Origin of the sequence: Candidatus Fusobacterium pullicola, assembly GCA_018883725.1 — a bacterium.
In the GTDB taxonomy this organism is placed as follows: Bacteria; Fusobacteriota; Fusobacteriia; order Fusobacteriales; family Fusobacteriaceae; genus Fusobacterium_A; species Fusobacterium_A pullicola.
In genome coordinates this window covers 1-13,175 of sequence record JAHLFN010000024.1, presented here as the reverse complement: position 1 = coordinate 13,175, position 13,175 = coordinate 1, and the positions used below count along the sequence as shown (strand labels likewise).

The 13,175-nt window shown below is 26.9% G+C and carries 17 protein-coding genes; 1 reads left to right on the top strand and 16 read right to left on the bottom strand.

Annotated elements, in window-relative coordinates:
* The 3 genes from IAA47_03050 to IAA47_03040 all read right to left on the bottom strand — a co-directional run.
* On the bottom strand, positions 1–1,574 hold a 1,574-nt coding region (locus tag IAA47_03050), incomplete at its 3' end, for a hypothetical protein (protein ID MBU3841952.1).
* Between the two features lie 11 nt (positions 1,575–1,585).
* Positions 1,586–2,119, bottom strand: coding sequence for a DUF116 domain-containing protein (locus IAA47_03045; GenBank protein MBU3841951.1), 534 nt, complete (start codon positions 2,117–2,119; stop codon positions 1,586–1,588).
* A gap of 561 nt (positions 2,120–2,680) precedes the next feature.
* The gene (locus IAA47_03040; protein MBU3841950.1) at positions 2,681–3,844 is read right to left on the bottom strand and encodes an SH3 domain-containing protein; all 1,164 of its coding nucleotides are present in this window, start codon (positions 3,842–3,844) and stop codon (positions 2,681–2,683) included.
* Positions 3,845–4,015: 171 nt separating this feature from the next.
* Here IAA47_03040 and IAA47_03035 point away from each other — a divergent pair, with 171 nt between their 5' ends.
* Positions 4,016–4,180, top strand: coding sequence for a rubredoxin (locus tag IAA47_03035; GenBank protein ID MBU3841949.1), 165 nt, complete (start codon positions 4,016–4,018; stop codon positions 4,178–4,180).
* A 205-nt stretch (positions 4,181–4,385) separates the two neighbouring features.
* Here IAA47_03035 and rnmV read toward each other — a convergent pair whose 3' ends face one another.
* The 13 genes from rnmV to IAA47_02970 all read right to left on the bottom strand — a co-directional run bounded on the left by rnmV (position 4,386) and on the right by IAA47_02970 (position 13,121).
* A complete protein-coding gene (rnmV, locus tag IAA47_03030; protein ID MBU3841948.1) occupies positions 4,386–4,943 on the bottom strand; it encodes a ribonuclease M5 in 558 nt (185 codons plus the stop codon).
* Positions 4,944–5,039: 96 nt separating this feature from the next.
* Entirely contained in the window at positions 5,040–6,065 is a 1,026-nt protein-coding gene (locus IAA47_03025; protein MBU3841947.1) for an esterase, read from the bottom strand.
* Positions 6,066–6,078: 13 nt separating this feature from the next.
* On the bottom strand, positions 6,079–7,470 hold the full coding sequence (gene asnS, locus IAA47_03020) for an asparagine--tRNA ligase (protein MBU3841946.1): 1,392 nt from the start codon (positions 7,468–7,470) through the stop codon (positions 6,079–6,081).
* Between the two features lie 20 nt (positions 7,471–7,490).
* A complete protein-coding gene (locus IAA47_03015; protein ID MBU3841945.1) occupies positions 7,491–7,703 on the bottom strand; it encodes a DUF896 domain-containing protein in 213 nt (70 codons plus the stop codon).
* A 97-nt stretch (positions 7,704–7,800) separates the two neighbouring features.
* Entirely contained in the window at positions 7,801–8,481 is a 681-nt protein-coding gene (locus IAA47_03010; GenBank protein MBU3841944.1) for a DUF4163 domain-containing protein, read from the bottom strand.
* Between the two features lie 15 nt (positions 8,482–8,496).
* The gene (locus IAA47_03005) at positions 8,497–9,375 is read right to left on the bottom strand and encodes a DUF2156 domain-containing protein (GenBank protein MBU3841943.1); all 879 of its coding nucleotides are present in this window, start codon (positions 9,373–9,375) and stop codon (positions 8,497–8,499) included.
* A gap of 35 nt (positions 9,376–9,410) precedes the next feature.
* On the bottom strand, positions 9,411–9,686 hold the full coding sequence (locus IAA47_03000; GenBank protein ID MBU3841942.1) for a hypothetical protein: 276 nt from the start codon (positions 9,684–9,686) through the stop codon (positions 9,411–9,413).
* Positions 9,687–9,723: 37 nt separating this feature from the next.
* Positions 9,724–10,770, bottom strand: coding sequence for a DNA polymerase IV (gene dinB / locus IAA47_02995; GenBank protein ID MBU3841941.1), 1,047 nt, complete (start codon positions 10,768–10,770; stop codon positions 9,724–9,726).
* Positions 10,771–11,126: 356 nt separating this feature from the next.
* Positions 11,127–11,435: a hypothetical protein gene (locus IAA47_02990; GenBank protein MBU3841940.1), complete on the bottom strand. Its 309-nt coding sequence runs from the start codon at positions 11,433–11,435 to the stop codon at positions 11,127–11,129.
* An 8-nt stretch (positions 11,436–11,443) separates the two neighbouring features.
* Positions 11,444–11,827, bottom strand: a complete 384-nt coding sequence (locus IAA47_02985) for a hypothetical protein (protein MBU3841939.1) — start codon at positions 11,825–11,827, stop codon at positions 11,444–11,446.
* A 3-nt stretch (positions 11,828–11,830) separates the two neighbouring features.
* Positions 11,831–12,235, bottom strand: a complete 405-nt coding sequence (locus tag IAA47_02980; GenBank protein MBU3841938.1) for a M15 family metallopeptidase — start codon at positions 12,233–12,235, stop codon at positions 11,831–11,833.
* A 24-nt stretch (positions 12,236–12,259) separates the two neighbouring features.
* On the bottom strand, positions 12,260–12,895 hold the full coding sequence (locus tag IAA47_02975; protein MBU3841937.1) for a site-specific integrase: 636 nt from the start codon (positions 12,893–12,895) through the stop codon (positions 12,260–12,262).
* On the bottom strand, positions 12,780–13,121 hold the full coding sequence (locus IAA47_02970; GenBank protein ID MBU3841936.1) for a hypothetical protein: 342 nt from the start codon (positions 13,119–13,121) through the stop codon (positions 12,780–12,782). Before IAA47_02970 ends, IAA47_02975 begins: the two co-directional genes overlap by 116 nt.
* Positions 13,122–13,175: the final 54 nt, after the last annotated feature.

The following is a 13,175-nucleotide window of genomic DNA, read 5'->3' as shown; positions in this document are numbered from 1 at the left end:
GAGTATTTTCCCATTCCCATAGAAGCTATTCCCTTTAAGTAAACACTGTTAGGTGAATTATCTCCCTCTTCTAAATAAGTCATCATTTCACTATAATTTTGTTGTGCAAGTAATACTGTAACTAGATTATTTAAAATATCAAAATCTTTTTGTGTACTTAAATACTCTTTGTATACCTGCGAACTCTCTTTCAACATTCCTTTTTTATAATATACCTCTCCTACAGACAGATATATATTTTTTTTATACTGGGTATCTGTTGAAAACTTACTCTTATATTCAGAAAATTTAGCTTTTATATCCTCTAAATCTTCTAGTTTGTTATCTATAACAATTATTCTATACAAACTCTCTTTATTTGGCTTCAAATTGTAATTTTTACTATAGTATTCCCTTGAAAGCTTATAATCTCCAACTTCATATGCAGAATTAGCTATAATTATATTTATATTCTCCATATCTTGTTGATTAACATTAACTTTTTTTACCTCTGCTCTATTTTGAATTATTTTCTTATAATTTCCTAATTTATAATCAATTGCAAAAATATAATAGATAGCTTGATTATAATATGAACTACTTTTTAAACTTTCAAAATATGTTTGGGCATCTTTTAAATTATCTAATTTATATAAAGAAAATCCATAACTATAAAGTAATTTAGGATTACTAAAATCATCTGTTTTATTATAACATTCAATCGCTTTACTATATTCTCCCTTTGTTGCAAAGGAATCTCCTAGTATCCTCATTCCTTCGTTATAGTCAGTTGTTCCCTTTATTAATTCAATCTTTTCTTCTACCTTAGCTATCTCTCCCTTATTACTATAAATTTCTATAAGATTTAAAATAGCTTTTTTCCCATAAGGACTCTCCTTATCTTCTTTTACTGCTTCCTCAAAATATCTGCTAGCTAAATCTACTTGATCTAATTTATAGTATGATGATCCTAAAAGATAGTTCATAAAAATCATATTTTTCTTACCTTTTAATTGTGCATATTCATTTAGATAAGCTATACTTCTATTATAATCACCTTTATTATATGATAATAATGCCATACTCAATATAGCCTCATTATAATACTTTCCATTTAAAACTATAACTTTTTGAAAAGCTTCTTCTGCCAATGGATAATTCTCATTACTTAAATAAGTAGTTCCTGTATCATAGATAGCCTTTTCATAATATTCATTTTTACTATCTATCAATTTTAAATATTCATCACTAGACTTCTTATCACCTATTCCAGCATAACATCTAACTAAATAGTACCTAATTTCATTTTTCTCTTTTTCTTTTAGATCATTATTCATTAATAATATTTTAAAATATTTGATAGCATTTTGATAATCCCATGTTAAAAAATATACTTTCGCTATTCTATCTTGAATACTTTTATTATATTTAGAGTTAGGATACTTATCTAAAAAACTTTTCGATTCTACTATTGCCATATCAAATTTTTTTTGCTTATACAACTCATCTACAAAGGCTAAATCATCTCTCTCAGATGCAAAACTTGAAACTCCCATTGCAAACATAAGAGCTAATAAAAAATATCTCTTCTTCAAATTTTCCCCTCCTAATCCACAAATATCTTATTTAAAAACTCTCTAACCTTTTCTATAGATACTGTAGTATCTATACATGGTTCATTTGGAATTTCATTAAATATTCCATAAACATTTACTGGGTAAGCATCATGTATTCCTGATACTAAATCTCTTTTACAGGCTACTGCCATAACTAAATCTGGCCTTGTATCTTTTATATGTTTTCTAGCTAATGTTCCCCCAGTCGCTATTTTTACCTCTACAGGGAATTCTGATTTTATATTCAAAAAATCCCCTATCACACATTGTCCACATTTCTTACAATTTTCAATACTTGAAGTTACTTTAAGTGGACAAACGTATCTTTGTAAACAATGAGGTAAAAGTATTAATACCTTATTTATCTTTTTCTTTTCTATACTTTTTAAAACTCTTTCATTGTTATATTTTAAAAATTTATTAGCTATATTATTTATCTCTTTTTGCTTTTTTCTTCTTTCGGAAATAGCAAACATCAGATAATACATTTCATAAGTTAATTTTGTAAGAAAGTTTCCTCTCATTTTCTCCCTCTTCTATGAATGTTCAATTTTTCATTCATTTATTAAAAATTAATCGTTTTATTCCTATTTTTTTTATTTTTTCTTCCTTTAAATCCACTTTTTTAAATTACTTTCACATATTCATTTAAATAATTATAGCATATTTAATTTCATATTTCAAACATTCAATTTTTAATCATAAATATATTTTTTTCTAAAAAACTTTTAAAATTTTTTCATAAATTTCTACCTTTAAAACAAAATAAAAGAGGAGTTCTTATATTTTTTATTAAATATATACTCCTCTTTATTTTTCATTTCAATAAGAAATATCTTTACTAATTTCACCACAAAAGCAACTACTGTACATCTACTTTTAATGTAACAATAATTAAACAGTAGATTTTACTCCTAGTTCTTTTAAATAACTTTATAAACTCTTTACTACTATTCTACTAAAATAAATTTTGGTTCACTTTCTACTATTTTTATTTTATTGAATTTAACCTCATTTGAACTACATCCTAACATAACAACTAACATTATTAGCATAGTAAAAATTCTTTTCATCTACTCTCACCTTTAAAAAATTATAAACATAACATTTTCAGTTGGTCTTTGTTCATTATAATTATTATTTGGTTTCTCTACAACCCAGTTAAAAAGAAATCTTGCATGTCCCTCAGTAGTTCTTATACACTTTCTAGTTCCTGTAAAAGTCCCTAAAGTTTTTTCCTTTTGTTTCATAAAGAACTCTTTATTTATCTCCTCATCATAGTTAATAGGAGTTCCATGTAAATATCCTCCACCGGAAAATCTTATAGCATATCTTGCATATCCCTCTTTTTCTCCTATTTCACTATTGTATGGCATAATATATTTAGCTAATGGCGATATGAAAAATCCCTTCGGTGTTTCAAATCCAAGCTTACTCTCTATTCCTGTCTTACTGTATACATAGGATATAACTTCCCAAATATCCTCACTATTTTTCTCAAATACCATCATATTTTGGTTTGCTACATCAATTGCAACTACCTTAGAAAATTCATTCTGTATCTTAGGGTTTCTTGATAAAGTTGAGTTATCCACAATTAATTCCTCCGGAATACTCGCTACTTTTATTCTCGAAGTTTTTTCTCCTTTTTCTATTACAGATAGTATTGCTCTATCTGGAATATATATCTCCTCTCCATCTACAACTGATTTTCCTATACTACTTTGATCTAAACTTGTTCCATACTTATCCTTTTGTCTTTTAAAGTTTTGATTATTAGGATTAGGAACATACGAGTTGGTACTAATAACCTCTCTTCCTAATTCTCTTTGGCTTTGTATAAATTTTTCTAATTCAGCTATTTTATCCATTGCTTTTTGAAATCTGAATACTCTTTTTCTTGCAACATTAGCTGATATATATCCTCTATTCCCTTGTGAATCTTCCACATAGTACCATAAATTTCCATAATTCAGTACCTTTTCTATAGCTTTTAACTTTGTATCATATGGATATTTCCCTATAATTTTTCCTTGTGTACTTGGCTCATCTCTAAGATTTGCTGTTCTTGACCGTATAAATATATAATCTAATACTTCTGGATGTTCTGGATATTTTATATTCATCACTATATTTTCAGGAATTTTATTATCATATACCGCTACAGTTGACCAATCTGGTTGACCAGAAAAACTTAAAGCTATAGTACCTACCATTATTTGTAACATTAAAATCTTTAAAACTTTCATAATTTCTCCTATTTTACTTTTTCTTCTTTAATATAATTGTAACATCAAACAGCTTACTATTCAAGAAAAATAAATTTTATTTTTATTTTATTCCAAAGTCAAAAAAATGATGTAAAAATTACAAAAAAATTATATAATATAGAAAATGCTTTATATATTTGGAGGTTTAAAATGAAAAAATATGTATGTGAAGTCTGCGGTTATGTCTACGACCCTAATATTGGTGATATCGAACATGGTATTCCGGCTGGTACCTCTTTTGAAGAGCTTTCTAAAGATTGGGTATGCCCACCTTGTGGAGCTGGAAAAGAACATTTTTCTAAAATGAAATTTTAATATTTAACTCCATTAAGTATCAAAATAATAAAAAAATTGAATATTTTTTAAAGAAGTTAGATTAACTTAGCAAAGTGGGTAAAAAAGCTTTAGTTAATCAACTTCTTAAAAAATAAACTAAACTCTACCTTTCTCCTAAAATAAAAGATAGTTAAATAGTAGCTATAAACCAATCCTTTACTTTTTAATTATCTATAAAATTATTCTAATTAGATGAATTAACAAAAGTTAAAGCTTCTTCAAACTCTTCTCTAGTTATTCCATATCTATTTAACTTAGAAAGAAATTGTTTCCCATTAGAATAACCTATTCCTAATCTTCCTCCAACTTTTTCTCTTCTTTCACTAGCCTCTTCTCCACCTACTAAACCACACTCTATAAGATAACTCATGGTAAAACTCTCTTGTAGTTCTTCTGAAACTGTACATCTAGCTTTTTCTAAAGCATTTATTATAGCTTCTGGAGAAGCATTCTCTACACCTATATCTCCATCTTTTGTTCCCTCTATTCTTCTTATATAAGCATCTTTTGCTTCTGGAAAAAATTTATGGATATACTTTCTAATCTCATTTCCAGCATAATCTGGATCTGTTAAAATTATTATCCCTCTATTTTTTTCAGCAACTCTTATTCTATCTATATTCTCTTTTTTCCTTACAGCAAACCCATTTACCTGTATAATCTCAGCATCTACAGCAGCTTTAACAGCTGATATATCATCTCTTCCTTCAACTACTATTATCTCTCTAATTCTTTTCTTCATTTTGACTCCTTAATTAAAACTATAAACATATAAATAAAAAAGGAAAACTGTAAAAAATATATAATTTTTTTAGTTTTCCCTCTTTTTTAAATAAATCTATCTTTTAATTTTTTCATTAAAATACACTAAAAAATTTTTTAAATCTCTTGCTACATACTCCCAAGTATGAGTCTCATTTTTACAAAGATAACCTATAAAATTATAGTTATGTTTTTTCATTCTTCCAACAGTATCTAGCCACTGTTGTAACATAAGATGAGTTTCTATATCATTTTCACCAACACTCGTATAAAAAAATCTATCTTTATACTCTGAACTACCTATTTTTTTTATTATAGTATATGGATCTTCTTTTAAAATTTTATATCCCCATGAGCTAAAAACTTTTAAAAAATGTAATTTATCCTCACTTTTAAATAAAAATTTTGGTATATATAGAAGATTAAAAATTCTAATAACACGTCTATTAACACTCATTCTTACTATACTTATAGCTCCTGAGAAACTACCTATAACTTTAAAAGTGTTCAAATGCTTAAGTCCTAATTTAAAAGCTCCATATCCTCCCATAGAAAATCCAGCTATCCCAAATTCAGAATTTGGAAACTCTTTTTTTAAGGCTGGAACAATCTCTTGAATTATACAGTTTTCATATTGATGATTTCTATCCTCATAAAAATTAGTATACCATCCCATACCCTTATATCCTGAGTTTAATAGTACTATATTTAGCTTATCTATCTTTTTATCTTTTAGTAAAGTTATATAGTTCTCTCTTACTCTTCCTCTTTCTAACCAATCATTTGCACAATCTCTAAGGCCATGAAGTAGTATCAAACATGGTAAATTTTCTTTTTCTTCATCTCTATTCTTTATAACTATATACTCTAGATCTTCGTTAATATATTTTTTTGAGTCTATTACTCTTTTCTCAATTATCAGTTTATCACTCAACTCTTTAGGAGAGATATCTGCATAATTAAAATCTTTATTCTCTATATATGTTATCTCCTTAAAAGACAGTACTCTACATACTTTTCTTACCAATTTAAATGGATATGGGTAAGTTACTATATAAAATATAACTATTAAGCTTACTAAGATTATAAAAAATTCCGTCATAAATCCCTCTTAATTAAAATTCTGCATTGTTTGGTGTTCTAGGGAAAGGAATTACGTCACGAATATTTGTCATTCCTGTTATGTACATAATAATTCTTTCGAATCCAAGTCCATAACCAGAGTGTGGGAAACTTCCAAATCTTCTTAAATCTAAATAGAAACCATAATCCTCTGGATTCATTCCTAATTCAACGATTCTTTTCTCTAATATCTCTAAACTATCCTCTCTTTGAGAACCACCAATTATCTCTCCAATTCCAGGAGCTAATAAGTCCATAGCCCTTACTGTTTTCCCATCATCATTAAGTTTCATGTAGAAAGCTTTAATATCCTTTGGATAATCTGTTAAGAATACTGGCTTTTTGAAATACTCTTCAGCTAGATATCTTTCATGTTCACTTTGTAAGTCAATTCCCCATTCAACTGGATAATCAAATTTCTTTCCTGATTTTAATAAAATATCTATTGCCTCTGTATATGTTAATCTTCCAAAATCACTATTTAAAACATTGTTTAATTTATCAAATAACCCTTTTTCTATAAAGTTATTGAAAAACTCCATCTCTTCTGGACACTCCTCCATTACAAATTTAATGATATATTTTACCATTGCTTCAGCCAATTCCATATTTGCTTCTAAATCAGCAAAAGCTATCTCAGGTTCTATCATCCAGAACTCAGAAGCATGTCTAGCTGTATTTGAGTTTTCTGCTCTAAATGTAGGTCCAAATGTATATATATTTCTAAAAGCTGAACAGAAAGTCTCTCCACTTAATTGTCCACTAACTGTTAAATTAGTTTCTTTACCAAAGAAATCTTTAGAGTTATCAACAGTTCCATCCTCTTTTTTAGGAAGATCATTTAAATCTAGAGTAGTTACTCTAAACATCTCTCCTGCTCCCTCACAATCAGAGCCTGTTATGATTGGTGTATGAACATATACAAATCCATTTTCTTGGAAAAACTTATGTATAGCATAAGCTACTACTGATCTTACCCTAAATACTGCTGAGAATGTATTTGTTCTAGGTCTTAAATGAGCCTTTGTTCTTAAGTACTCAAAAGTATGTCTCTTATTTTGTAAAGGATATTCTAAGTCAGCTTTTTGGAATACATTTATCTCTTCTGCCATTATTTCGAAAGCTTGCCCCGCACCTTGTGATTTTACTAGCTTTCCTTTTACCTCTATTGATGAAATAATTGAAAGACGTGAAATTTCTTCAAAGTTGCTAAGTCTTGTATCAAATACAACCTGTACTCCTTTAAAGAAAGAACCATCATTTACCTCTATAAATCCAAAGTTTTTTTGGTCTCTTATTTTCTTTACCCAACCGTTAATTACTATTTCTTGATCTAGGTATTTTTCTGTTTCTCTATATAGAGATTTTACTGTAACTTTTTTCATAGCATATGCCCCCATCAAAATTATATTATCTTAATCTTATTATTACCGTTATTTTCAACTTCTCCATCTACAATTTTAATTCTATCTAGATGTCCTCTTACTTGAGCCTTAAACTGTTCTAAATAAAGTTTTCTATATTTTTCTCTCTCTTCTTTTTCAGCCTCTGTTAACTCTCTTTCCCTTGCAAGTTTTGAAAAATAGTTAACTTTAGCAATAATATCTTTCATTTCCATTTTTTATCTCCTAAATAATTAATATATACAGGGTATTATATCATCTTTTTTATATATAAATCAACTTTTTTTAATTATAATTATACTTTTGATACTTCTAATTAAAATACTTTTTAACCTCTTTTTTATTAAATTTAAATACTGGCATTCCACTAGAATATGGTGATAAATCATACTCTAAAAATGTAAAAACTACGTTATCCCCTTCAAAAGATAATACAGCATTATTAATATTAGCCTCTGCATTATCAAAAAATATAACTTGTCCACCCTTAGTATTATATACTTTAGCTCCACTTTTTATTATATCATTTATTTTCATATTAAAATATTCGACTGCTTCCTCTTTGAAAATTTTATCTAAAGCTAAAATTGTTTTATCCTTTAAATTTAAATTATAGCACTCTAAATTGTTTTCAAAGTGAGCTCCACCAGTATATATATTTGTTAAAACAGATATTGATAAAACTCCAAAACTATTTTCATTATTAGTAAAAGAGATATAAGCCTCCTGTATCCCACCATCATTCTCTTTTGTAGCAAGATTTTCAATTATATATCTCATATTCTCCTGCATAGTTAAATTAAAGTATGTAAAATCTTCACTAGATTCATCTTTAATTTGAGGTATCTTTATATCATACTTATAATATCTACCCTCTCCCTGATAATCAGATGAAATTACTTCTATTTTATTTGATATTGATATTTTTTCACCATCACAACCACTTAATATAAATATTAAAAAAGTTATTAATAAAAAAAGAACTCTTCTCATATTATCCTCCTTTGTCTATTTTATTCCAACTATCTCATATTTTTTTAATAAGAAAATTGGATGATAAGATTCTTTTGCTTCTCTTAATCCTTTATCTCCAAAATCATCTTCACGATTAATATACTTACAATTTGAAAACTCATTTTGAGCAAAAAGATGATTTATTAATTGATAACTTCCAATATATTCATTAAGCCCCTTTTCAATATGTATCACTCCATATTCACTATTCAATATCTCTCCTAGTGAATATGCAATTATCTCTCCCTCTACTCTTAAAATAGCCCCCATAAACTCTAACTCTTTAAAATTGTTTAATAAATTTATTATCCCTAAATTTTCATTATTTAATACAGCTGAAAGATAACACTCTCTATTTTTACACCAATTTTTTTGAAACTCTATAACCTCATTCACATTTTTTTCATTTATTTTTTCATATGTATAATTATATAATTTCTTAAAATTATTAATTCTATTTTTTTTCTTAGAATATTTTCTCCCCTTTAAGGTTCCTAGATCCTCAGAACTATAAATATAATCAAAACTTTCTCTTCTCTCTTCTAAATAAAATTCATCTTCTAATATATTTTTCCAATACTCAGGTACTAAAATAATTCTCATTTTTTCATTTTGAATTATATTCTTTATTCCCTCTTTCCACCTAGATATAGTTTCTATCTCTTCATTTTTAGGAATCGGCATATAATAATACTCCTCTTCCTCATAAATACCTTTTAAATACAGTATATCCTCTTCTATCTTATATCTTGTTTTCTCACCTATACTCCATAAAATTTGATTTGTAAAATTATAATCACAAGTATTAAATCTTTCCTTTGTATACTTATCAATTATCTTTTTATCTTGAACTTCAAGAACTTTCCATTCCATTTTGTTTCTCCTTTGATGCCCATATATTATATGATTTAAAATTTGTATTTACACTGTTTTCTTTTCTTTTTTAAATTTTTTCCAAGAGCAATAACACAAATAAGTGGTACTAATCCTATTATTAGTATTGTCAATGCTAAAGATAAATCTTTAGATACACCAACTCTATAAGAAAATGTTTGAGATAAAGATAATAAAATATCCAATGGATTTGTATAATATAACTGTCCAAATGGAGGCATTACAAACTCTATTCCATAAGTTATTCCAACAAACATTCCAACAAATAACACCAACTTTAAAAGTAACATATCTACCACCCCTATACAATATTTTTTTATATTATACCTAAAAAAAGCTTAATTGCCTAATAGATTTTTTACTTAAATTTCCAAATGATATCCCAACTAATTTTATAGAGATATTTTCAGGAATTTCTTCTAATAAAACCTCTAGATTTTCAAAAAGGGTCTCTTTAATATCAGTAGGTCTGCTAAGAGTTTTAGATCTAGTTATCAACTCTCCATTTGAAAACTTTAATTTCAATACTATTGTTTTACTTAAAAGTCCTTGTTTTACTAGTCTTTCATAGGAGTGATTAAAAATTTCTTCCATCTCTTTTTTTATACTTTCTATTGAGTCTAAAGGAAATTTATATGTATTTTCATTCCCTATCGAATGAGTAGGTTTTTGATACTCAACTTCACTATAATCTAACCCTCTACACGAAAGATAAAGTAATTCTCCTCTTGATTTTCCATATTTTCCTATTAATTCCATAAATGAATATTTATAAAGATCCCCTACTTTATATATTTTATCTTTATTTAATAATTCCTTAAACTTTTTTCCAACTCCTTGTATGATCTTTATATCTTTATCTTTTAAATAATTAACAAATTCAATTTGAGAATGAAATATATATTTTCCACTAGGCTTATTTATTCCACTAGCTATTTTAGCACTTAATTTATTTATACCAATTCCTACTGAACATGTAAGATTAGTATGATACTTTATTCTTTCTTTAAATTTCTCAGCAAAACCTTCCAATGATGAAAATTTCTTTGCAACATCTGTTATATCTATATACCCCTCATCTAAAGCTATAAATTCTACCTTTTTAGTTATTTTTAAAACTAATTTTTGAATTGTTTGAGAAATTTTTATATATTTCTCTTTATCTACAGGAATTACTAGGAGAGTTGGACAAAGCTTTTTAGCTTCAAATACACTCATAGCAGAATGTATTCCATATTTTCTTGCTTCATAATTGGCTGTTGTAACAACTCCCCCACCTACAACTAACGGTATCCCTTTATACTTAGGATTATCCCTCATCTCTATCGAAGCATAAAAACAGTCCATATCATAGTGCATGATTATTCTATCCATATTTTCTTCACCTATTTTTTGACTATTAATAAAAATTAGAGTTCAATATCTTTCAATAAAATTATTCATTTATATAATTCTTTAACATAAAAGAAAAGAGGTACTGTTATATACCTCTAATTTTAAATTATTTATATTTTTATAATCTCTATATCTAAAATCACAATTACTATGGTGCCTAGATACACACCATGTCTTTCAATACTTGCATTATAACACATTTAATAAATAATTTCAACAAAAAAATTATAGAACTTAAAATAGAGAAGAAAAGAGCTATAATGTTATTAAAAAAATAAAAGTTTAAAATCGGGGGATTTAAATTTTTAAATAGCTTTAAAAACCTTTTTAGACGTTTACTTTTTCCCTTGACTTTCATAAAACTTTTCAGTTAGTTTCAATATATTATCATCTACTCTCTTCAATGTAGTATTAAGATTATCTACTATAACTGTAAATTCTCTTCTAGTTACATAAATATCTCCAAGCTTTCTATTATCATCTTCTAATTTTGTAATTCTCTTATCAAATTGCTCTAATTTCTCATTAGATACTAAAATAGAATCATTGTTAGATTGAATCGACTTATAATGATCAAAAGCACTTGATAGAATAAATCCAATTACAAGAGTTACTATTAATTTTACGATTTCTTTCCCAGTCATTACTCCACCTACTTTCTAAAGCTCTTTTCATAATCTAGTTTATTTGTTAAATACTGTATTACTAATTTCATTAATGGTTCTAATAGTTTTCTAGGCATTAGCAGTCCTAAAAATATTAGTGATAGTAATTCCAAACCAGATGGTATAATCGAGATAGTTATCCACTCTCCCACTTCTAAATATTGTTTGACTCTTAAATAAAATTCTACTATATACATACAAATTAGAACAAACACTCCAAAAGGGAATACTAAATGAAAAGCTCTAGTTATTATACCTTTTTTATTTTTAAAATCTTCTATTTCTAATTTAGCAAGTTCAATAGTTACTTGAGCTTGATCTGTCTTATCTGGAATAAACTTATTAACTATTTTTAATACTTCATCAATCATATACTATTCCTCCATCAATTCAAAGTGTCCTCCGTCATAACTTCCCCTTGCTATCTCATCATCATATTTACCATTCATATTCCAATCTCCACCCCATCTGACTTTTATTCCGAGTTTTGCCGCTTCTTCTTTTAGTACTTTAGCAACTTTCTCAAATCCCTCTAAGTCATTCCAACTTTTAAAAGGGTATGGAATAAAATCAAAAGCATAGCTCTTAGGTTTTCTACAATGTTTAGATTTATTTGTCCATGATGTTCCTTTAACTTGGTTTGCCTTTGCTTCTTCCTCTGTTCTAGCTCCATCTATGACACTAAAATCTATTCTTTTTATAGCTTGGTTTGCTATCCTAATTAATCTATCATCACATTCATTCAAGTATTTTAAACTTTTTTGACTAAATTTATACATATCGTCAACTCCTTTTTATAAAAATTATATTAACCCTGCATTTTTTCTCATTAAATATATTCTATTTTGTTGATCTATAGCTGTTCTAGGTTGAATATAATGTTCCTCAGTAACTCTAGTATTATTATGTCCAGCAAATTCACTGGCTGTTTTTGTATCACTTAAATTATTTATTTGGTTAATAGCTGTTTTTCTGAGAGTATGAGGGTATAGATTTTCTATCTCTATTAATTGCCCCATTTTTCTTACTCTTCTTCTAATAGCTGTTTGGCTCATTTGAGCAAACTGATTATTGTATTTAACTGTAAATAAATAATCTATGTTAATTCCTTTATTTTTTCTTTCTTCAAGTAATTGTAATATTAATTTTTTAGTAGTAGAGAAAAAGAATAAATCTCTAACCTTTCCCATTTTCTCCGTTACTCCCCTAAACATGTTATTTTCAAGATCTAATTGACTAACTCTTAAACTATGAACAGCACTTATTCTAAATCCACTATCAAGAAATAACTCCCATAATAATCTAGATTGAGTATCAAAGTTTTTAGGATTTAATTCCATTAATAAAGATACTGTAAATATCTGTTTCCAAGTGAGAAAATAACTTTCTCTTCTTTTGTCTTGTTCTGTTACCTTTAATAGTTCTATTGTTATTCCCATTATTTCTACAATGAATAATATATCTTTCAAGAGTTTCAATTATTCCTTTCAATGTATCTGTTGATAAAAGATATCTATTTCCCTCATTTGTATATAAATAACTCATAAAGTCATACATTGAATTTTTATAGGTCCTATATGTAGTATCCTTTGTAGCTGAGTTTACAGCTATTTTACTATCAAGGTATGCTTGGTATATTAATCTGTTTTTTTCACTTATTTTCATAATAAGTCCTCCTGTATAATTAAGATTGATATCTCAACTATATAGGAGAACTGT